Source organism: Lysinibacillus sp. FSL R5-0849 (assembly GCF_038595075.1).
Classification (GTDB): Bacteria; Bacillota; Bacilli; order Bacillales_A; family Planococcaceae; genus Lysinibacillus; species Lysinibacillus fusiformis.
The window spans coordinates 3,538,649-3,560,369 of record NZ_CP152004.1; the positions used below are offsets into that span (position 1 = coordinate 3,538,649).

At 37.1% G+C, this 21,721-nt stretch carries 20 protein-coding genes; 3 read left to right on the forward strand and 17 right to left on the reverse strand.

The genetic code is table 11. The features are described 5' to 3' along the window. Positions 1-50: 50 nt before the first annotated feature. From MKY80_RS17370 to MKY80_RS17410, 9 genes are all read right to left on the reverse strand, one after another. Positions 51-542, reverse strand: coding sequence for a YtxH domain-containing protein (locus tag MKY80_RS17370; RefSeq protein ID WP_089985654.1), 492 nt, complete (start codon positions 540-542; stop codon positions 51-53). A gap of 137 nt (positions 543-679) precedes the next feature. Then, complete coding sequence (locus MKY80_RS17375) at positions 680-1,177, reverse strand: DUF948 domain-containing protein (protein ID WP_043990204.1); 498 nt, start codon at positions 1,175-1,177, stop codon at positions 680-682. A gap of 108 nt (positions 1,178-1,285) precedes the next feature. Then, positions 1,286-2,599, reverse strand: a complete 1,314-nt coding sequence (gene murC, locus MKY80_RS17380; RefSeq protein ID WP_008176739.1) for a UDP-N-acetylmuramate--L-alanine ligase — start codon at positions 2,597-2,599, stop codon at positions 1,286-1,288. 229 nt (positions 2,600-2,828) lie between these two features. Then, on the reverse strand, positions 2,829-5,966 hold the full coding sequence (locus tag MKY80_RS17385; RefSeq protein WP_239354794.1) for a DNA translocase FtsK: 3,138 nt from the start codon (positions 5,964-5,966) through the stop codon (positions 2,829-2,831). A gap of 261 nt (positions 5,967-6,227) precedes the next feature. Beyond that, the gene (gene ytpR, locus MKY80_RS17390) at positions 6,228-6,842 is read right to left on the reverse strand and encodes a YtpR family tRNA-binding protein (RefSeq protein ID WP_008176735.1); all 615 of its coding nucleotides are present in this window, start codon (positions 6,840-6,842) and stop codon (positions 6,228-6,230) included. Then, the gene (locus tag MKY80_RS17395; RefSeq protein ID WP_239354792.1) at positions 6,839-7,663 is read right to left on the reverse strand and encodes a DUF1444 domain-containing protein; all 825 of its coding nucleotides are present in this window, start codon (positions 7,661-7,663) and stop codon (positions 6,839-6,841) included. Before MKY80_RS17395 ends, ytpR begins: the two co-directional genes overlap by 4 nt. 72 nt (positions 7,664-7,735) lie before the next feature. Further along, entirely contained in the window at positions 7,736-8,254 is a 519-nt protein-coding gene (locus MKY80_RS17400) for a hypothetical protein (protein ID WP_008176731.1), read from the reverse strand. A 104-nt stretch (positions 8,255-8,358) separates the two neighbouring features. Beyond that, entirely contained in the window at positions 8,359-8,880 is a 522-nt protein-coding gene (locus MKY80_RS17405) for a DUF84 family protein (protein WP_089985645.1), read from the reverse strand. A 60-nt stretch (positions 8,881-8,940) separates the two neighbouring features. Continuing rightward, positions 8,941-10,017, reverse strand: a complete 1,077-nt coding sequence (locus tag MKY80_RS17410; RefSeq protein ID WP_025116982.1) for a M42 family metallopeptidase — start codon at positions 10,015-10,017, stop codon at positions 8,941-8,943. Positions 10,018-10,181: 164 nt separating this feature from the next. On the opposite strand from MKY80_RS17410, the gene MKY80_RS17415 reads away from it, so the two are divergent. After that, the gene (locus MKY80_RS17415; protein WP_008176726.1) at positions 10,182-10,496 is read left to right on the forward strand and encodes a hypothetical protein; all 315 of its coding nucleotides are present in this window, start codon (positions 10,182-10,184) and stop codon (positions 10,494-10,496) included. A 59-nt stretch (positions 10,497-10,555) separates the two neighbouring features. Here MKY80_RS17415 and MKY80_RS17420 read toward each other — a convergent pair whose 3' ends face one another. From MKY80_RS17420 to pepV, 7 genes are all read right to left on the reverse strand, one after another. Beyond that, positions 10,556-11,782 (reverse strand): hypothetical protein, encoded by a 1,227-nt coding sequence (locus tag MKY80_RS17420; protein WP_008176723.1) that lies wholly within the window; start codon positions 11,780-11,782, stop codon positions 10,556-10,558. 117 nt (positions 11,783-11,899) lie between these two features. After that, the gene (locus tag MKY80_RS17425) at positions 11,900-12,763 is read right to left on the reverse strand and encodes an MBL fold metallo-hydrolase (protein WP_043990201.1); all 864 of its coding nucleotides are present in this window, start codon (positions 12,761-12,763) and stop codon (positions 11,900-11,902) included. An 11-nt stretch (positions 12,764-12,774) separates the two neighbouring features. After that, on the reverse strand, positions 12,775-13,425 hold the full coding sequence (trmB, locus tag MKY80_RS17430) for a tRNA (guanosine(46)-N7)-methyltransferase TrmB (protein WP_008176719.1): 651 nt from the start codon (positions 13,423-13,425) through the stop codon (positions 12,775-12,777). Between the two features lie 96 nt (positions 13,426-13,521). Continuing rightward, positions 13,522-14,457, reverse strand: coding sequence for a diacylglycerol kinase family protein (locus MKY80_RS17435; RefSeq protein ID WP_090002355.1), 936 nt, complete (start codon positions 14,455-14,457; stop codon positions 13,522-13,524). Between the two features lie 2 nt (positions 14,458-14,459). Further along, complete coding sequence (locus MKY80_RS17440; protein WP_008176716.1) at positions 14,460-15,464, reverse strand: NERD domain-containing protein; 1,005 nt, start codon at positions 15,462-15,464, stop codon at positions 14,460-14,462. Between the two features lie 228 nt (positions 15,465-15,692). Next, entirely contained in the window at positions 15,693-16,547 is an 855-nt protein-coding gene (gene dat, locus MKY80_RS17445) for a D-amino-acid transaminase (protein ID WP_008176707.1), read from the reverse strand. A gap of 27 nt (positions 16,548-16,574) precedes the next feature. Continuing rightward, a complete protein-coding gene (gene pepV, locus MKY80_RS17450; protein ID WP_089985635.1) occupies positions 16,575-17,981 on the reverse strand; it encodes a dipeptidase PepV in 1,407 nt (468 codons plus the stop codon). A gap of 357 nt (positions 17,982-18,338) precedes the next feature. On the opposite strand from pepV, the gene MKY80_RS17455 reads away from it, so the two are divergent. Together MKY80_RS17455 and MKY80_RS17460 are read left to right on the forward strand one after the other, a co-directional pair. After that, positions 18,339-18,560 (forward strand): DeoR family transcriptional regulator, encoded by a 222-nt coding sequence (locus MKY80_RS17455; RefSeq protein ID WP_004226074.1) that lies wholly within the window; start codon positions 18,339-18,341, stop codon positions 18,558-18,560. A gap of 327 nt (positions 18,561-18,887) precedes the next feature. Then, complete coding sequence (locus tag MKY80_RS17460) at positions 18,888-20,057, forward strand: MFS transporter (RefSeq protein WP_008176697.1); 1,170 nt, start codon at positions 18,888-18,890, stop codon at positions 20,055-20,057. 57 nt (positions 20,058-20,114) lie between these two features. On the opposite strand, the gene MKY80_RS17465 is transcribed toward MKY80_RS17460, so the two are convergent. Next, positions 20,115-21,632: a GGDEF domain-containing protein gene (locus tag MKY80_RS17465; protein ID WP_089985633.1), complete on the reverse strand. Its 1,518-nt coding sequence runs from the start codon at positions 21,630-21,632 to the stop codon at positions 20,115-20,117. Positions 21,633-21,721 lie beyond the last annotated feature (89 nt).

The following is a 21,721-nucleotide window of genomic DNA, read 5'->3' on the forward strand; positions in this document are numbered from 1 at the left end:
AAGGGATACGTTACACGATGATCATGTAACGTATCCCTTTTCGTTATGCATTATGCACGTACTTCTTCATTGGAGCCTTTTGTTTCGTCTTTTTTCTCTTCTGCTTTTACTTCTTCGTTAGGAATAAAATCCTCAAGTGGTTCTTCACCCTCAAAGGAAACCGTCCCATCATCAAAAACTGTAGGAGCCTTTGCTGTTTTTAAAGTTTTTACTTTCTCCACTAATTGTGTAGATTGTTCTTGAATTTGTTTAGAAAGTTGAACCGTTTTATCTTTTGCAGTTGTCGAGAAGTCTGCACTCTTATCTTTTAAATGAACAGCTTGTACAGCCACATCACTACGTAAATCTTTTCCTGATTTTGGAGCCAACAGTAGACCTGCTGCAGCACCTACAATTCCACCTACTAATGCGCCAATCACAAAATCTTTCATGTTTACACGCTCCTCTTCATAAATCGAATCTTGCGAATGATAAAGCTGAGGCAATGAACTTTCAAGCTGTTTTTCCTTTACTTCATTAAAATTTGGCTTTTGAGTTGTCATGCAACAATTCCTCCCCATCATATTATCAAATTTGTCTAGACAGGTTGTCCATCTACTTTTTACAGATGCATGTTCAACTTATGTCCAAGACTTTATATTTATTCAGACCGTACCATGTACTTACTGAATAATTTTTACTATTTACGACCCCATTTTCTTTTCGGCTTTTCTACTTGAACTGTTTCAAAGCCATACACATCCTCAGATACAGTTTCTTGCTCTATGATTTTGCGCTTTTTCCATTTATCAGCAATGCCCATTGCAACATTGCTCCACTGTACTACTTGCGCAATTTTTTCCTCATTTTGTTCTACACTTTTAGAAACAGAAGAAGTAATTTGCTGTACAGAATTATTTAAACCATTGACAGAATCTCCAATACCTTTAACAGCTTGAACCACTGAATTTAACTGTTCAGATTTATGTTGAATATCCTCTGCTAAGCTATTTGTTTTGGATAATAAAGAAGTTGTTTCTCGTGTGACCCCTTCCATTTGTCCCTCAATACCTGATAAAGTGCCAGATAAACTGCTTAAGATGGACTTGAGCGAGAATAATGTCATTCCTACACTCACGCATAAAATTAAAAACCCGATTGCAGCGATAATGGCTGCAATATACAAAATCACTTCCATAAGTTGACCTCCTGCTAGTAAATTCTCTTTACTATTACTTTCCCTATCTTCGACAAAAAAAACGGAATTCCTGCTCAAATTTTAAAAAAACAGCTTAACCCCTACGGACTAAGCTGTTTCATCGTTTTTAAGCACGGCTTCAAAAGCATCTTGGAATTTAGGAACATCTCCAGCACCCATAAATAAGAATACTGCGCCTTGATGTTTTGTTAGTATATCAATTCCTTCAGTGGTAATCACTGCACTGCCCTCGATTAATGACGCCAAATCTTGAATAGAAAGTGCGCCTTGCGTTTCTCTTGCAGAGCCAAAAATATCACATAAATAGGCTGTATCTGCAAGGCTTAGACTATCTGCGAAATCTTGTAAAAAAGCTTGTGTACGTGTAAATGTATGTGGTTGGAATATAGCAACTAGCTCACGATCTGGGAACTTTTGGCGCGCTGATTGAATGGTAGCACGAATTTCCGTTGGATGGTGGGCATAGTCATCTATTAATACATTATCCCCTATATCTGTTTCAGTAAAACGTCTTTTTACACCTTTATACGTGTGCAAACGATCCTGAATAATATCAGGTGAAATTCCTTCATATTCGCATAGAGTAATGACCGCTAATGTATTCAAAATGGCATGATCCCCAAATAATGGAATGAAGAAAGTGCTATAAAATTCATTACGAACAAAAACATCGAATTTTGTACCTTCTGTCGTTTTTTCAACATTACGAGCTTCAAAATCATTCTCAGATCCAAATCCATAATAAACAACCGGAACCTTTGCTTGGATACGTTGAAGCTGTTCATCATCACCACATGCAATAATAGCTTTCTTTACTTGTAAAGCTAATGATTGAAAAGCAGAATAGACATCATCTATATTTGCAAAGTAGTCTGGGTGATCAAAATCAATATTTGTCATCACCGCATAGTCAGGATTATATGCTAAAAAGTGTCGGCGGTATTCACACGCTTCCATCACAAAGAAGTCAGCATTTGCATGACCAGCACCAGTACCATCACCAATTAAATAGGATGTTGGTTTATAACCACCTACCACATGTGCCATTAAACCTGTAGTTGAAGTTTTACCATGTGCACCTGTTATGGCAATGGATATATAGTTACCAATATATTCTCCTAAAAATTTATGGTAACGAATAATCTCTACGCCGATTTCTCGGGCACGAATTAATTCTGGATGATCATCAGGAAAAGCATTACCTGCAATTACAGTCATGCCTTCTTTAATATTATCTGCATTAAATGTAAAAATTGGAATATTACGTTCACGTAACGGCTGCTCCGTGAAGAAATATTTATCGACATCTGAGCCCTGTACTTGTTCACCAGCATCAAATAAGATTTGAGCAAGTGAACTCATGCCAGAACCTTTAATGCCTGTGAAATGAAAAACTGTCATTAATTAAACCCCCCGGGAATTTCAATATCCCATCTATCATCTATTAGGTGTAACGTATTATTTCACGATTGATTAGGTATTAATACCTTCACAAGTATTAAAAAATACGTACTATTCAACACATCTTGTCTATTATAGCACTTTTTATGCATAAGGATAGATGTGTAACTTTTCTAAAAAAACTAATTTCGACGTAAATTAGATAATGTAGACGAAAACAAGGCAATTCTTATTCAAACATAGTAATTAAATCTTCTTCCGTAATGAAACTTTCACGCGGCTTACTACCTCTTGCCTCTGAGATAAAGCCATGTGATTCCAACATATCAATTAAACGAGCAGCACGATTATAGCCAATATGATATTTTCGTTGAATCAAGGACGTAGAAGCTCCACCTTGTTCAAAAACAAAACGGCAAACATCTTCAAACAAATCATCCTGTTCTGCGGATACCTCTGTTTTCTTCAATAGCTCCTCTTGATCAAAAATATAATCAGGCTCTCCTTGTTCACGAACATGCTCGATGATCGCTTCAATTTCATCATCTGTAACAAATGTACCTTGGAGACGTACTGGCGCTGACATACCGTTACCTAAATATAGCATATCGCCTCTTCCAAGTAACCTTTCTGCTCCCTGCCCATCCAAAATTGTACGAGAATCAATTTGTGAAGATACTGCAAAGGCAATACGTGTAGGAATATTGGATTTAATTAATCCTGTTATAACGTCTACAGATGGTCTTTGTGTTGCAACAATTAAATGGATTCCACATGCACGTGCCTTTTGAGCAATACGGCAAATTGCCTCCTCTACATCTGCTGGAGACATCATCATTAAATCGGCTAACTCATCAATAACAATTAAAATATATGGCAATTTCAAACTATGTTCATTATTTTTATCTGCTATTGCATTATAGCGCGTAATATCCCTTGCCCCTGCATGCGCAAACAGTTGATATCGACGTTCCATTTCCTCCACTGCCCATTTAAGAGCTGCAGTTGCAGCCTTCACATCTGTGATCACAGGGCTAACTAAGTGTGGGATATGGTTAAATGGTGCCAGTTCCACCATTTTAGGGTCAATCAACATTAGTTTTAACTCATGTGGTGCAGCTTTATATAATAAACTAACCAAAATAGAATTGATACAAACGGATTTACCTGAACCTGTCGCACCAGCAATTAAACCATGAGGCATTTTTCGTAAATCCAGTGTCACAGGCTTACCTGTTAAATCAAGACCTAATGCTGCCTCTAATGGCGAATCTGATTCAAGGAATGATGCACTATTCGTCACTTCTGATAATCGTACAGCTCTTGATACGCGGTTTGGAATCTCAATACCAATCGAGCTTTTCCCAGGGATCGGTGCTTGAATACGAATATCCTTTGCTGCTAAAGCAAGCTTTAAATCATCTGCTAAATTTCTGATTTTGCTTACCTTCGTACCATGACTCACAGTAATTTCGAATTGAGTAACTGCAGGTCCCTGCATAATCGATTCGATTTGGGCAGAAACCTGGAAATAAGAAAGTGCTTCCACCAATGTATCCCCTTGTTGCTCCATCCAATCTGTATCCTGTGTTTTTTCCTCTGGTAGCTCTAAATATTCGTCAGTTGGCTTCTGATAAACGTGCACAGGTATTGCTTTTTCCTCAACTGCTAGCTCCTGTTCAGCTTCTAAAACCTGCTCTAGATTTTCCACAGGTTTTACTGGAGAATCCTCTACAATTTCAGGATAAACTTCAGTTACTGAAATGATCTCTGATTCTAGCTCTGTTGTTGCAGCAACTTCATCAGCACTAATTCTTGCAATCTCTGCTTCTTCATTCGAGGATACACGAGTCATAGTTGTAACAGGAGCCATTGTAATAACCTCTACTGGATTTTCTGATTGGGCTTCTGTAATGAGATCTTGTCTTTCATTTTCGTGCCGATTGTACTCAACATCTCCTTGAATTTGACTGAATAAAGCAGATTGTGAATCACTTTCTTCCTCTAGCTGTGGTTCAACTAGCTGTATAGCATCTGTATCTATGCTCACCGAAGGCAGGGATTGTTCCACTTCTTTAGCTTCCGTCACATCCATCAGCACATCTTCTACTGCTTCCGGATTACTTTCCACACGAATAGGCTGCGCCATTTTGATTTGTTGTTGAATCCGCCATTTTTCTTTATCCGTTTTTAACATGAGGACATTGAATGGAATACGACTTTTTTCTTCCTTTGGCATAGCATCAGATGATTGTTCATCCATACCCATCTGATAGTCCTCTTCATTACTCGAAGGCTGTACGACAGTTACCTCTCCAATATGAATGGTAGAATTTTCAATTTGAACTTGTTCCACAATCAATTCTTTCACATGAATCTCAGACTGATCTGCAGAAAGCTGCTGTAAGGTTTGATCTTGCATAGCAGCTTCCTTCACTTGATCTTCAAATGCCCTGGCAAAAGGTGTGGTTGGTGGCACCACGATATCTGTTGGCGCACTGTCAGGTACACCCTTTTCTTCATCCAACACATCAGCATCAAATGTAATAGGTTTGACAGTAGGTTCATGGAATTCTTGTTCAATTTCAACATGATGACCTGTACTAGGCGGTTCTTTTTCTTCTAGTATATTTTCATTAGCCTCATTTGTTGTCGCTTCTTTTAATGGCTGATGAATTGTCCATACATCAGAGGTTGTCCTAGCCGTTTCTTGTAGCTCATGTTCTTCTTTTCTTTTATCCAATAATTCATTGATAGGACTTGGTTTTGCAAATCCATAAACGGGTGAAGGTACATCCGTTGGGATAAAGCGTTTCCGATTTTCAAGAAAATCGCTATCTACTTTTTGAGCTTTTTGTTCTTGCCACTGTGGTTTATCTTTTGGTGCAGATGTTGTCTTAGGTATAATTGACTCTTCACGATCTTGTGCATCTCGAAAAACTAAACTCGCTCTTGAACGGTGTTCCTGTTCGACCGGCTGACTTTTCACAGTTGTTTTTCTACCAGTGCGTTTTGAACGACTCGCTAATAAATCTCGAATCCCTGATACATCTACATCATAAACGCTTGAATCAACAATATGATGATTTAAATGCTTGGGTAAGGATAAATCCTCGATTTGCCCATAATAATCATCATTCTCTACCTGATTGAACATTTCTTTTGGGGGCGCTTGTGATACAACGCCTTCCTCATCATCGTCAATCAATGGGAAACGGAACGTTTTTTGCTTAGTCATTGGCGCATCTTGCTGAGTATGTAACTGTTCTGCTTGTTCCTCTCCGTAGTCCTCATAAAATTCTTCATACTCGTATTCATATTCATCTTTATTTAAAATTTTATTTATTTGTTTTTTAAACCAGTTCACTTCGTTTCACTCATTTCTCTTACACTTCATTTATAGCATTGTCTAGTATTGCTCAAATCAATAGCTCAATGTCTATATCAAAAGCATACCATAAAAACGCTCGCGAAACTTGCATTTAGAGGCTCATTCTACACAAAAAAATCGTTATGTTACTAGCATATTAGTAACATAACGATTTAGGGAATTTCACCTTGATACATTGGATAATATCATGATAAAATTTTTGAATTTTAATAATTTTATTATGAAAAAACGAGTTTATTATTTACTCGGTGATTCAAATGCACTACCTACGATAGCATCTTCAGGCAAAACTAAAATTCCTTTTTCAGATGGAGCATTAGGAACAGCTAGCTCACGTGCTGAACAAAGCATGCCAAATGAATCTACACCTCTTAAATTTCCTTCTTTTATAAGCATTCCTGAAGGCATAACCGCACCAATCTTTGCAACTACTACCTTTTGCCCTGCTTCTACATTAGGTGCGCCACAAACAATTTGTAAAGTCTCATCTCCAACGTTTACTGAACAGATACTTAATTTATCAGCATTTGGATGCTTTTCTTTCGTTGCTACAAAACCTACGACAAATTTCGGAGAGAAATCAACATCTAGACTAATGTTAGCACCGTTCTTTTCGATTGCTGCTGCTAATTGTTCAACTAACTCTGGAGTAACCTCAACTAATCCTCTTGCATCTGTTTGTACATATTGGCTCGCATTAAATAAATTAAATGCTTTAATTTCACCCGTTTGAGCTTCTTTTAATATAGCAATATCCCCAGCACGCTCTACTACTGTGTTAACGATAGACTCCGTTGCTAGTTGAACTAGTAATACATCTCCTACATGCTCTTTGTTGTAAAATACGTTCATTGTTTTTCTTGCTCCTTTTTCACTCTGTTTTTTGCTAAAATAAAGATCGGTTCTAATTCCCCGTCTTCATAGATAAAAGATAATGACGTGATCGGTACTGTACCGACTGCAAAGAAATGCATCGTCATCTGTGCTAATACATCATACCCTGTTTCATTCCGAATATCACCTATAATTAGCACATCTTGATGGGGCACAGATAATGTCATATCCCCCTCCACTTGCGTACGCATTTCTTTTAAAAAGCTCTCATTTAAAATTCGGCTTGCATCATAACCATCATTCATATTAACAAAATAAAAGAAGTTATTGGCGACCTCATCCTTTTTAAAAGAGGTTGGTAATTGTTTAACTGAAAAACGTGCCATTTCACGAATTTGCTCTACACTTAATTGTAAAGCTTCCAGCATAGATTCATCGATAAAACGATAGGTTTTGCCTAAATCAAGCGCATAAAAGATGCGTGTTTCCGCTGTATGGTCTGTTGTAATAAACGCATGTCCCTCTTTTGATGCTTGAGGATAGGATGTCGCACGAATAACAGGATAAATTTGTGTAGCCGTTTGGAAACCCTTTTCTTTTTCTTGTTCCATCGCATTAAAAGTTTGCGTAATCGTATACACAACCTCATCAATAGCTGCTTCTTGCTTATCATTGTATTTTGCTAAAATCCCAGGTAACGAAAGCTCCATACCTTTTTCAATCGTCTTATGATTCAATCTTAATTTATCGTGCTTTTTATCGAAATGAAAATCGTATTTCTCTTCGTTTAATCGTTTTCTTAATAGCTCTACAAGCTGCTCTGATTTCAATTGCTTCATATTTTCTCACATCCTATCTTCAAAATGAAACGGCTCACATGTTTGTGAACCGTCTTGTTCAATCTTGTTTATTTACTTCATCTTAACCGAATGAACGATTTTCGTCATCTCACGCAAATTATCTTCTATATGTTTGGCCGGAGAAATCGTGGTCATTTTCACACCACCACTACTCACAATGAGCTCCATTTCATTCTCATCATCTGTTTTTAGTACGGCTGTAAAGCCAAAGCGACCATCTTTATCATAAGTAGTCTCCTCAATGATTTTATCAGCTTCATTGTCTTTTAAAAGATGATAATAAAGTTTACTATCTTGTGCTTCTTTATCGTTAATGAAGAGGATATAGCTTTCTTTTCCTTTTGAAATAACAATATTGTAAGCATCTGAACTATCTTCAACTTTAAAATTTGAAGGTAAGTATAAATTAATATTCCCAATTTCCTCGGTATGTTCTTCAGGCTCTTCTGCAAAAACCGTTTCTGTGATTTGAAGTCCGTTGGCAATTTGCTCATCGATCGATTGATTGCAGCCAGAAAGCATCAGAAGTAACAGCGTCAGGCCAATAACTTGTAGCCATTTATATGACATGTCTCTCTCCTTTCTCTTGCACTACTAACTAACTTTTTTTCTATTTTAAAAAAATTATTAGGAAGATGCAACCTCTCCGCATGCGCATTACTAATTCCATTTAACTATTTTTCGGAAAATGTGAACAAATATTGACCAACCAATAGTGATACAATATGCTCAAACATCATTTGTCTGCTTACTAAACCTTGTGTAAAAATCCCTACTGCTCCAGTGCCCTGACGAATATCCCTGCGCTGTGTATATTGCTCCATGAGTGGACCAAGCTCTCCGCCAGATCTGATTTCCTGGGCAATTTCTTTTGGTAAAATAATTTGTGCACCTGCCGCTGTAAATATTGTCCCATCGGATGCTGTTAATGCACCCCAATTACACACATACATTTCGCCTTCTATTTCAGTTACACCACCTTCTAAACCAAAGGATAGTGATGCATCGGTTTTTATCATGGCATTTTTCGCACGGTTCATCGCACCTAATCTCGTTTCTTCATTCGACATAGGCTGATCTGATACTTTTGAAGCAGCTTTCACATAGGTAAAGGTTGTATCCTCAAAATATTTTTGAGCTACAGCTTCAACTGCTTCAGTTTTCGCTTTATTAGTTGTTCCAATTGCTATTTTCATCAAACCCCTACTTTCTTTCCATAGAAAAAGATGCCTTTTTACAGGCATCTTTCCAACTTCTTATACATTAGCGCGAATAGACTCTAAAGTCGAACGATCTGCTTTTTTCACTAATTCAACAATTAATGCTTTAGCAGCAGCGTAATCATCAATGTGAATGATAGACGCAGATGTGTGAATATAACGTGAGCAAACACCAATTACTGCACTTGGTACACCGTCGTTAGCTGTATGTACTCGTCCAGCGTCAGTTCCACCCTGTGATACAAAGTATTGGTAAGGAATATGGTTGGATTCAGCTGTATCTAAAATGAATTCTCGCATACCACGATGTGTCACCATTGTACGGTCAAGAATACGAAGTAATGTTCCTTTACCAAGCTGTCCAAATTGATCTTTTTTACCTGATGTATCATTTGCTGGTGAAGCATCTAATGCAAAGAATAAATCCGGTTTAATCATGTTTGCTGACACTTGAGCACCACGTAAACCAACCTCTTCCATTACATTTGCCCCTGAATATAAATGAGAACCAAGCTTATCATTTTTGACTTCTTTCATTAATTCAATTGCTAAACCACAGCCATAGCGGTTATCCCAAGCCTTGGCCATAATTTTTTTCGGATTGGCCATTGGTGTAAATGGACAAACAGGAATGATGGATTGTCCTGGACGAACTCCCAATGCTACCGCATCCTCCTTGCTGTCAGCGCCAATATCGATTAACATATTTTTTATATCCATAGGCTTAGAGCGTTCTGCATCCGTTAATAAATGCGGTGGGATAGATGCGATAACACCAGGAATTGCCCCATTTTTCGTATAGACTTCTACACGTTGTGCAAGCATAACCTGGTTCCACCAGCCACCTAACGTCTGAAAACGGATCATGCCATTATCAGTAATAGAAGTAACCATAAATGCTACTTCATCCATATGACCTGCAACTAAAATTTTTGGTGCATCCGCAACATCACTATGCTTTACACCAAAAATCCCCCCCAAATTGTCTTGAACGATTTCATCTGAATACTTTTCCAACTCAGATCGCATGAACGCGCGAACAGCGTGCTCATTACCAGGAGCACCTGGTAACTCTGTTAATGTTTTAAATAATTGCAATGTTTCCTCATTCATGTTGACTCTCTCCCCACGAAGTAGAATATTCTTCCTCGCCTATTGTAACATATTTATTTCCGAATTCGAAATATTGATACATTTCCTAAAACTGTTATCATGTGAACGTGCATTCACTCTATAGGCTATGCTAAAATATAGGTACAGAAAAAGGAGGAAGATGTATGAAATTACGTGATTTTTTAATTGGTGTTGCAACTGGCTTAGCTGCCGCAGTCATTATTAAAGAAGCTAGTGAAAAAGTTTCTCCGTTCGTACCTGCAGGACAAGTACTTGAAAACATAAAAAAAGAATTTAAAAAGGATGCACCGATTGACGGTTCCTGGATTTTTATGAAAACAGAAGATTATACAAATGGTATCATTACTATTCCTGTCTATCGTGGAGGCATTTCACGCATGCATGAGGGTGACATGCAAACATTTGAATTTGCAGCTGATGCACGCTCGGGCGTTGTAGTGGAATTAACAGAGGTTTAGCCCTAAAAAAGAAGCAAAAGAAGCCCTCTCATTTTTTTAATTGAGATGGCTTCTCTTTATTATTCTGATAAACCTTTATTATTAAAGTATTTTTTATATTTGCGATAATAATTTAAGTTATTGAGTGTTAGCTTCACCCAACGCTTTGTATTCATATCTTCATTATAGTAAAGGGAGTTTGTGTATTTACCTTCACTAATTAATTTTTTCGCCTCTAATTTCAGCTTTTCGTTCGATGCATATTTGAATAATACACCTTTTGGAATAACCATCCACAGATGTTTATCCTCCACATAAGTAACTTCTTGCTCGATGTTTAACATATGATCATCAGCAACGTACTTCATTAAATTATGGCCACTTGCCGTAACATAATAGCTAGAACGTCCATTACGTAAATTAATTTCAAACAGCTTGTACTGTTTATCACGAATATCGTATTTCATATCGAAATTGGCAAAGCCTGTATAGCCGATGTCCTCTAAGAAGAAACGTACTTGATCCATTAATTCTTTATCATATGTTGTTACGATTGCTGCATAACTTCCGATTCCTTCAGGTGAATGCTCTTCTAGAATAGGATTCCCTAGACACATCAGCTTCACTTTCCCATCTTTGCCCACATAAGCGTTAAGCACACGCATATATGAATCATCACCAGGGATAAATTCTTGAATAATCATTGTATCTTGATAGCTTGAGCTATAAATCGCTTTTAAAATAGCTGTTTTTTCTGCCTCATCATGCGCAACAAAAACTTTTTTCTTCCCTGGGAATTTACATGCCCAGTATTCAACAGAATTTGACGCCTTTAAAATAATTGGATACTCAAATGGAGGTGTAAAATTGTCATAATTGTCTGCTGTTACAGTCGTTGTTCCTGGATATTTAAAATCGTATTTATCACACATTTTATAGAAATTTTCTTTGAGTAAAATTTCATCCATTAGAGACTCATCGATGTAAGGTACTGTGAAATGCTCCTGTAGCGCTGGCTTATTTTTAATAATAAGCTTGGCATAATCGTCACCACACGCTAAGAGCAATAGTTTTTTATCCGCATATTGTTTTGCAACTTGTGCAAGGGCAGGAGCAAATACATCCTGTTCATTTAAACGGTCGATTTCTTGAAATTGTAAGATATGGCTATCTTGTGTAGCTGTTAAATGAGAACGTCCTAAGACAAGTGGTTTTATTCCATATGCTTCGTAAAATGCACGGGCCATCCCATATGCATTCATATCTGATCCTAGTAAAACTGGTAAAAATGGTTGTTCAGTTGCCATGTTTATTTCAACTCTCTTTTATAATTTAGTTTCGTGTTTAGTGTAACATATTTTCCATCATCATCACGAACAAAAAAGCGAGGTATCGACATTTTACATGTCACTACCTCGTCATTGTTAGAATGTAATTACAGCTTGTCTACTACGCTCGAGCTTAGCCTTGATTTCTTTCCCCGTTTCATCCCATTTAATCATACGGTAATAGGCATCATGGTAGAAAATAAAGCCATAGTTATTGGCAAGAGCTTCTTTCATAAGACGCTCTTTGGCAAAAACACTTGTCATTGGATAGTCATCATAAGCTAAAACCCATAATGGATTTTGATGAGCATGAGTAGGCATAATGTCTGCCATATGCAAAAGCACTTCACCTTGTTGAGTAAGTTTAATGACAGCATGTCCTTCACTATGACCACCTGTATGAATCATCTCGATTCCTGGTGCTACTTCCAACATATCTTCATAGGTTTCAACTAAGTGCTGCACAGGCTCCCAATTTTCTTTCCAGTACGTATTTTTCGAGCGAATATTTGGGTTACGCATCTCATCCCATTCAATTTTTGTTACAAAAATTTTAGCATTCGGGAAAGTAGGTACAAGCACATCATCTTGCCACTGAGTTAAGCCACCAGCATGATCAAAATGTAAATGTGTCATTAGCACCGCATCAATATCTGCTGTCGTTAAGCCAAGCTCTTGTAAACTATCCGCTAACGAAGATTCCTCTGTTACCCCAAAGTTTCTTAGCTGTTTTTCATTTAATTTGTTAAAGCCAACACCCGTATCAATAAGATAGTTTTTTCCCTCATATTGAATAAGAATTGGTTCTGTTGGTAATTCAATTTGGTTTTTTTCATTGACTGGATATTTACGTGACCAAAGTGGTTTCGGTACAACTCCAAACATCGCACCACCATCTAGGCACGTAACACCCCCGTTAAGCCATGATAATGACATATTGTGAAACTGTAACTGATCCATCCATATTCCCCCTACAATTTAGTGATAAATTGCGACTCTAAGCGATAAATCGGCTGTCCTTTTGCAGAAAATTTCTGCTCATATTCAGTCATCACATTATCCTCAGGCATATTTGCATGTAAGTCGAGTGATACATACTTTAGTAACATACCATATTCAGATATACTGATTAACGAAAATTCAAACAAACCACGGTTATCCGTTTTAAAATGGATTTCCCCATTATCCACCAAAATCGACTCATATAATTTCAAAAACCCCCCATGCGTCAAACGTCTTTTGGCATGACGTGTTTTTGGCCAAGGATCTGAGAAATTCAAATATACACGTGCTACATCATTTTTGTTAAAGAATTTATTTAAATCCGCGCCATTTACTTTAAGCAAACGTAAATTGGCTGGAGATTTTGCTTCTAGAATTTTCTCTAATGCACAAACAATTACACTATCATAAAGCTCAATGCCAATATAATTAATATCTGGATTTTGTAAAGCCATTCCTGTAACAAATTGTCCCTTTCCAGTACCAACTTCTATATGAATTGGGTTGTCATTTCCGAAAACAGCCTGCCAATTTCCTTTAAAGTCTTCAGGATTCGGAACGATTACCTCTGGATGATTTGTAATCATTTCCTCTGCCCAAGGCTTATTTCTTAATCTCACTGTTGTTCCTCATTTCTTTCTTATAAAATTATTGATTTTTTATAGTATAACGTATTCCTCTTACATTCGCATAAAATTATTGCGCAATGATATTATTTAAGAACTCTTTGTCATAATGTTCCATGCATTCTGTTGCACTGTACAGTGAATGGTAGAACCCTGATGGACACTTCCACTATAATTACCATCCATATGACAATCAACCTGGTGATCATTCACGATAATATCAAAATGTTGTCCTTGTAAAAATGTGATTTCTTTAAATTTCGTATGCTTTTCAAAAAAAACAGTCGCAAAAATAAGTAATAATTTCAGACGGGAAATATCATGGACGATTGTAATATCGACTCGGCCATCATCTGCTTTTGCAGCTGGTGATATTTTCATCCCTCCGCCAAAATAAGGCTGATTGCACATGGCGACAAACCATGCTCGTTGGAATTGCCACTCTTGATGATCAGAACGTATCGTGACGTTAAAACATTCAAAGCTAAATAAGCCTCTAATGACAGCAAAAGCATACGACAGCTTACCCAATCCTATTTTATTGAGGTAAAATTTAAGGCGAGATGTATTAATCGATTTTGTGACATAAGCATCAAAGCCTATGCCAGCATTGTTGACAAAGAGTTCATCCCATCTATTGCTGAGCTGAATACTTCCCGCATCTATTTTTGTATAGGCCGTGGAAGCATTCAATACATAGTCCTCGATTTGCTGAGCATTGTAAAATGTGGGAAACGAACGCGCAAAATCATTACCAGAGCCTGCACGAACCACACCTAGCACTAAAAATTTATTATGTACAACACCACTAAACACCTCATGGATGGTTCCATCTCCACCAACAACTATTAGTAATTTTTGATCCTGCTGTTGTCGAGCCCATTGTTTGGCAAGTTCGCGTCCATGTCCTTCATATTTCGTAAAAGCCACTTCATAATCTATCGTTAGCTGCTTACGAAGTTGAGACCATACTTTCTTCCCTTTTCCATTTCCTGCAGCTTTATTGACAATAAATAGAATTTGCATACTCAATCCTCTGTTGTTTGTGAAGCTTGCTGCCAAATATCTCTATTAAACGAAGTAGTTTGTACAGTATTTAGAATCGCTTGAGACGCACGTATTTGCATATGCTTCATTGGAGAGGAGACCTTTCGCAAATGCTCCATCCATTCTCCGTAATTTCGTCGATCAACAAAACGAATCCCATACGGTGAACCCGGATAATCAAAATAACCATTTCGAGTTAATACCACTTTTCGAATAGGCATATCTATATTTTCTTCTTTAAACAATTGGAATAGTACCGACTCCATACGGGCTAAGTTTATCGTTGGATTCAGAACTTTAGAGTCCTTTGTCCCCACCTTTTTCATCCAAAAGCGATCACTTCCACCAACATATACAGCTTGATTATCTGCTTCCAAAACGGTAATACAAATACACTCGGTCGGAGACATTAACACAACATCAAGCTCAATCGGTGCTTTTCTTATTTGTAGAATAGGATAATAAAACAACAAGAAATTATCTGGTAATGTTTGTAATAAAGTACGTAGTAACGAGTCACGCATGAAGCGAGGATCTACATATGATTTTTCACGTAATGTTGAACTAGCCCATTTCATTTGGAAATGGAAGAATTGATCAATAAACATTCGCTTCAATTCATGGATGGATTGCGGAGCATACACAATCTTAGGTTCAAATGTTAGTGTTGTTTCTTCTTCTGGAATGGTATCCTCACTACTTATGAGTTCGTTTGATATTTCTATATCTTCAACGTCTTCTGCTGCTTCTTTTTGTCGTCCTGTAAATATTTTTTTAATAAAGGAAAATCGCTCTTTCTCCTCGAAAGTATCCGCTTCTGTCTCATTATCAATATGTTGCCACTCGCTTATATCTTCTCCCAATTCCCATTGACGCTTAATGCGATCCCATTGGCTTTTCTTCAAGCGTACAAATTGTGTAGGATATCTTGCTAAGTCAATTTGATAGCGAGAAATATAATCTTGTATTTTCACTAATTGTGCCATGTAAAGGTCACTCCATTCTTCCTTACCATCTCGTTAGTTCTCTCTTTTCTTGATTGCTTAAGATAAAAGAGTCTATGCATTCTTATGTATTCATTACATCGACATTTGTTCTACAAATTTCAATCTGTAAGATTATGCTACTATCCTTTTCATTTTACATGACAAGACCCAACATTACACCATAAATAAAGAGAACTATCCATACAGATAGTTCCCTACAAGGTTCTTTTATTTTGTATTGATTGAAAGTGGTAATTTCGCTTCAAATGTTTGCTGTAATTGACGAGTCCATTCACCTGGAACTCCAGCACCAATTTGGTTGCCGTCCACATCAATGACTGGCGTAACCTCTGAAGATACAGACGACACAATGATTTCATCCATTGTTAGTAAATCCGCTTTCGTCATTGGCTCTTCGATCACTGGCAAATTAATTTCTTCCGCACATTTTAAAATGACTTGACGTGTAATACCATTTAAGATGAAATTATTAGCTGGATGTGTATAAAGTTTACCATCTTTAATGCCATAAACATTTGCTGAAGAGCATTCTGTCACGATATCTCCGCGATGTAAAATCGCTTCATAGCAACCTTTTTCAGCAGCTTCTTGTTTTGCTAAAACTGCCCCAAGCAGGTTTAAAGATTTAATGTCACAACGTAACCAACGAATATCCTCAACAAAAGTGGCTTTAACACCTTTTTCAAAGTTTTCATATGCACGTTCACCCGCTTTTACATTACCAGTTAATACTGCTGGAATACTTGCATCCGGGAAAACGTGATTACGGGAATTAGCTCCACGAGTGATTTGAAAATAAATATGTCCTGTTTCCAAATTATTCTTTTCAATTAACTCATGTAGTAATTTGTGTAAAACGTCTTTTGTATAAGGAATAACAAGGCGAATTTTTTCGGCGCTCGCATAGAAACGATCAATGTGCTCTTGTGCTGTAAACATATTTCCGTTATATACTTTGATTACTTCATAAATACCGTCACCGAACTGATAACCTCTGTCTTCTGGTGAGATTGCAATAGATCCTTCTTCAACAATTTGATCATTCCATAATGAATATGCCATTTTCCGTTCATCCTTTTCGTCTTTATGTTATTTTTTTCCCGCAAGCTCAACAATTGCTTCCGCATAAATAGCCGCTGCTTTTACAAGATTTTCAACCACTACAAACTCATCCGCCCGATGCGCCACATCCTGCTCCCCAGGGAATAACATGCCAAATGCCACGCCCTTTTTCAGCACACGTGCATACGTCCCACCACCTGTAGATAATAGCGGTGTTTCTGTATCACCTGACTGACGTCTATAAATGGACGCTAATGTTTGGATAAATGGGTCATCTTCACTGACATAATGAGGCTTGGAGTCGTCTTGAATATCTAATGAAAATCCTCTTTTTACAACTAAACGTTGAGCCTCTGTAATTTTTTCATCGAATGGATAGGACACAGAATAGCGCATACTAATTACTAAACTGCCACCTTTACTAACATCATAGCTAACAATGCCTGGATTTAACGTTGTATGACCAGACATGGCATCTTCAAATTGTAATTCAAGCTGATGGCCATAATGATCCTGATAAAAAACATCTGCGATAAAGTCGACAAATTGTTTACTTGACTCAGTCGTCAACTCTTGTTGTAAAAACGCAGCAAGATAAACAGCTGCATTGACACCTTTTTCTGGTTCCATTGCATGGGCTGCTTTACCTTTGATAGTTATTATATAGCGAGAGTCCTCCATTAATAAAGAGCCATCTAGCTGATTTTTGCTTAAAAATGTTTGAAAATTCTGTTCGAATTGCGCTGATGCATGCTGAACTGTTGCTTTGGCCAAATCTGGTACCATATTTGGGCGCTTTCCTGCATTAAATAGTAGTAGCTGTTCTTTCGTTGCATCACCCACTTTATTTTGAGAGAACACAAGCTCTGCAATGCCTTTCTCAGCATTAATGAGCGGGAAATCTGCATCGGGTGCAAAACCGATTGATGGCATTTCCTCCTGTTTGAAATAGTGGTCGACACAGCGGAACCCTGTTTCTTCATCCGTACCAACGATCATTCGCACTCTTTTATCTAATTGAATACCTGCATCTTTGACAAGTTTCATGGCCATCCATGCAGCAACTGTAGGGCCTTTATCATCAATTGCACCACGTGCATACAGCTTACCATCAGCTACAGTGCCGCTAAATGGTGGGTATGTCCAATCAGCATCATCTCCAATTGGAACCACATCAACGTGACATAAAATACCTAATAATTCTTCACCTGCACCCATTTCGATATGTCCAGCATAGTTATCAACATTTTTCGTTAGTAGCCCTTCTTTTTGTCCCTTTGCTAGTAACCATTCAAGCGCTTGAAGTGGACCATTACCAAAAGGTATCTCAGTAGTTCTTGTATCCTCATCAAGAATACTATTAATTTGCACAAGCTCCTGTAACTCTTGTACTAATTCATCTTGCCTTTCTTTTGCAGCCTGTAACCAATTCATACCATGTACCTCCTTCAAGTATTAACATTATTCTACACCTTACAACATAAACGACAATCTTCTTTCTGACAACTATTTTCAGCAACTTCTACTGACACTACCACATATAGCATGTTTTTCAGGTATTCCCACAAAATACAGTGAAAATTTTATGTTTCTATTGTAAATTTCTATTGCATTCACTAGAAAATCATGTAGTTTTTCTATATAATGAAGTTATCAGAATAATTCTTCTGACTATAAAAATTAGAAAAGGGGATGTCTAAGGCAGCTACTTAATAGCCTAAGTGCACTCCGCACATATTGTCGTCCGCTAGTCTTTGCCAAGAGAATTAAGATGAAGGAGTGGTTCATTTAATGAAACCAACTACTGATCGAATGCTTAATCGTATTAAAGACGTGTACATGTTTATTTTAGACAAAGGAACCGTGTCTACACAGGATTTAGTCGAAGAGTTTAGTATCACTCCTCGCACCGTTCAAAGAGATTTGAACGTGTTAGCCTTTAACGATTTGGTGACGAGTCCAAGTCGAGGCAGATGGACAACGACGAAGAAAAAAGTAAAATTGACGTCTTAGTTTTACGTAGAATGCGTAAAGCATTGTGTATGGAAAAGAATGACCTTTCGTCGGGGTCATTCTTTTTTTGCTGTTAAAAGATTATTAGATATTGTTGATCTTCTTGGATCAATCGAAGACAATCATTATTTTGCTGTTTCATTGGCAGTAGGAATAAGAAAATAAATGAAAAACTCATCTTGCTCCTTTAAATAAAATGAAGCACGTTCAGTCATTTCTCGTTTAACTTTACTGAAGCGTATCTCTCGAGAGTATTTTGACTATTTACAGTTGCTTAACAATCCGTTAAACTCGAAACATTCTAAATTGTTGAGAGGAGGATTTTATATGAAACTGTCAAATTTGTTTCATCCATTAGTTTGGATTATTTTAGGTGGAACAGTTTTCACACGTATTGCAAGCTTTATGGCAATGCCTTTTTTAGCTATTTATTTACATAATGAAATTGAAGCCTCTCCTTTACAAATTGGATTGACTATTGGGATTGCACCCCTTATATCTACAGTTGGGGGGTTTTTTGGTGGATATTTAACGGATCGTTTCGGAAGGAAAAGTGTCATTTTATTAACGATCATTGTATGGAGCCTCGTATTCTTTGGCTTTGCCACTGTCCATACAGTTTGGTTATTTATTCTATTCAACGCCTTGAACGGTCTTTGTCGCTCATTTTTTGAACCTTCCACTCAGGCATTAATGATTGATTTTACACCTTCTGATAAACGGAAAAGACTTTTTTCACTACGGTACACTGCCATTAATATTGCCGCAGTCATTGGTCCAATAATAGGTGTCTATATCTCGCAGTTAGCAAGCCCAAGTATACCTTTTATGCTAACAGGTATTATGTATATTATTTACGCCATATTTTTATTTTTCGTGTTAAATCGTTATCAAATGCAACAACAAAAAGCTGTTATGCAAACAAAAATTTTGCACACCTTCACAATCCTTTTAACAAATCGTGTGTTGCTTAGCTTTATTTTTGGGGCCATCCTTATCAATATCGGGTACTCTCAATTTGATTCGACATTGCCACAATTCATTGAATTAACTGTTGAAAATGGAACAAAACTGTATTCCCTATTGATTTCACTTAATGCAGCGGTCGTCTTATTATTACAATTACCTATTAGTATTGTGTCTGAACGATTTTCCTCATCCGCCACTTTATTAATCGGTATTCTATTTTTTGCGATCGGCCTATTCATGTTCGGGCTCTCCGACAACTATACGCTCTATATCATCGCCATGATTATTTTTACGATTGGAGAAATCTTTGCCTTCCCTACAATGAATGTCATGATTGATGAAATTGCGCCTGACACTCAAAAAGCGACCTACCTTGGCGCTGCACAGTTTAAAAATTTAGGGGGCTTTATCGGACCCATTATAGGAGGTTGGCTATTAACGCACTATATGGATGCCATGTTTGCAATTATAGCTGTCCTAGTATTGTGTAGTTGTATCTTTTATCGATCTAAAACATCAACACATTAAAAAACGCTCCATATCTATCAAATAGCTTAATTTGCTATTTATAGTATGGGGCGTTTTTTAAAGTTTGGCATCTTCGACAGCAGCGGCTTCAGCATAGCTAGAGTATTGGTCTTTACCAGCATTTTTCGATTGATATAGTGCTTGGTCCGCTCGCTCAAATAAGCTCATTTCTGAATCTTCGGGATGATGATAAATAGCCCCTCCCATACTCACCGATAGTACCGACCATTTCTCTATGTCTTGACCTTCGAATTTGAGAGTTCTTATTTGCGCCAAGATGGCATCTGCTAGCTGTTGCATATGATGCTCTGTTGTATCATACAAAACAATGGCAAATTCATCTCCACCAAACCTTACGACAAAACCATCTTTTTTCACTACTTTTTTTAAGATTTTGGCCGTTCCAATTAAGATATGATCCCCTTCCGCATGGCCAAACTGATCATTTACTTGTTTAAAATTATCTAAATCGATTAACAATAATCCAGGCCTATTTATTTTTCGTTTCTTTAGTAAGCTATCCATTTTTCGAATATAGGTTGCACGATTATAGACACCTGTTAACGGATCAAAAGTGGCGAGATGGATTGTTTTAGAGAGTATTTTATTAATAACTAACAGCATGACAAAGGCGGTTACTAAAGCAATGACTAGTAAAACCCAAAACTGTTTTGTGTTTTTTTGAAGCGCTTCCATTTTTGTGAAATTAGTATATTTCACATAAACAATTCTTTTGGAAGACTCCCCTCTGACCGTCTCTGCTTCATAAGGTAAAAAAAGATGCGTTTCAATCTGCCCCTGATTAAATGCTTGTTGATACTCGACAGGCTGCATCTTCTTCCTTGCTAGCTCAAAATATTTCTGAAACTGTTCGGATTGTTCTTGTACGGTTATCCGCTTCGATCTTGAATCATTAAAGAAAACCCCACCAGCACTAATCGTTTGCACTTCTACTAAATCAACGTATTTTGCTACCAAATATTCTGAAGTTTTCTCAAAGTTAAAAGTTTGAAAGACTGGATTTTTCAATAAGTCTATACTTAGTTCAAGTAGATATTTCTTATCATGTGTAGCAAGGTAGGCAAATTTTCGGTATTCTCCTGTCGTTGTGGAAATGTCTATCCCGTCTGTGAAAAACTCTCCACTCGCACGTCGTTCATCCAATAATGCAGAAAAACGCTGACAGCACTTAGAAAAATTGAAACCAAGATCTTTATCAAATGTTGTGTATATTACTGTATTAGACTGATCTACTATGTATATATCCATATTATGTTTATTTTTCATTTGTTGTAAATCCCATGTAGCAACATTTGGATTCTCACGATAATAGTTTTTTAAAGCTCTCAGTCCCTGCTCCATTTCGTCTGACATGTTTTCATCAAAATATAAATGAGCATTATCTACTGTTCGCATATCTGTAAGAATATGATTTTCTATTAACACTCTATTCCTGGCAACTTGTTCTTCTATATCATCAACTAATATTTGCCTATTCACACTTGAAATTACAGCAACCAGGATAACTGCAAAAGCTATTAAAGATAGTAATAATTTAATTCGCAGGTTCTTCATTTATTGGCCCTCTACTTATTTTCACCATCATTTTTTGGAAATATTTTAGACAATAATACGCTTCCTCACTATATTAAGATAACTCATTA

Coding starts and splice junctions, on each gene's coding strand:
- MKY80_RS17420 (WP_008176723.1), bottom strand. CDS start 11,782: ATGGCAACTGAACAACCATTTTTACCAGTTTTACTAGGATCAGATATG.
- MKY80_RS17370 (WP_089985654.1), bottom strand. CDS start 542: ATGACAACTCAAAAGCCAAATTTTAATGAAGTAAAGGAAAAACAGCTT.
- MKY80_RS17415 (WP_008176726.1), top strand. CDS start 10,182: ATGAAATTACGTGATTTTTTAATTGGTGTTGCAACTGGCTTAGCTGCC.
- MKY80_RS17410 (WP_025116982.1), bottom strand. CDS start 10,017: ATGAATGAGGAAACATTGCAATTATTTAAAACATTAACAGAGTTACCA.
- MKY80_RS17400 (WP_008176731.1), bottom strand. CDS start 8,254: ATGTCATATAAATGGCTACAAGTTATTGGCCTGACGCTGTTACTTCTG.
- MKY80_RS17435 (WP_090002355.1), bottom strand. CDS start 14,457: ATGCAAATTCTATTTATTGTCAATAAAGCTGCAGGAAATGGAAAAGGG.
- murC (WP_008176739.1), bottom strand. CDS start 2,599: ATGACAGTTTTTCATTTCACAGGCATTAAAGGTTCTGGCATGAGTTCA.
- MKY80_RS17405 (WP_089985645.1), bottom strand. CDS start 8,880: ATGAAAATAGCAATTGGAACAACTAATAAAGCGAAAACTGAAGCAGTT.
- MKY80_RS17440 (WP_008176716.1), bottom strand. CDS start 15,464: ATGGCACAATTAGTGAAAATACAAGATTATATTTCTCGCTATCAAATT.
- ytpR (WP_008176735.1), bottom strand. CDS start 6,842: ATGAACGTATTTTACAACAAAGAGCATGTAGGAGATGTATTACTAGTT.
- MKY80_RS17375 (WP_043990204.1), bottom strand. CDS start 1,177: ATGGAAGTGATTTTGTATATTGCAGCCATTATCGCTGCAATCGGGTTT.
- MKY80_RS17455 (WP_004226074.1), top strand. CDS start 18,339: ATGAAACCAACTACTGATCGAATGCTTAATCGTATTAAAGACGTGTAC.
- MKY80_RS17460 (WP_008176697.1), top strand. CDS start 18,888: ATGAAACTGTCAAATTTGTTTCATCCATTAGTTTGGATTATTTTAGGT.
- MKY80_RS17395 (WP_239354792.1), bottom strand. CDS start 7,663: ATGAAGCAATTGAAATCAGAGCAGCTTGTAGAGCTATTAAGAAAACGA.
- dat (WP_008176707.1), bottom strand. CDS start 16,547: ATGGCATATTCATTATGGAATGATCAAATTGTTGAAGAAGGATCTATT.
- MKY80_RS17425 (WP_043990201.1), bottom strand. CDS start 12,763: ATGGATCAGTTACAGTTTCACAATATGTCATTATCATGGCTTAACGGG.
- MKY80_RS17465 (WP_089985633.1), bottom strand. CDS start 21,632: ATGAAGAACCTGCGAATTAAATTATTACTATCTTTAATAGCTTTTGCA.
- pepV (WP_089985635.1), bottom strand. CDS start 17,981: ATGAATTGGTTACAGGCTGCAAAAGAAAGGCAAGATGAATTAGTACAA.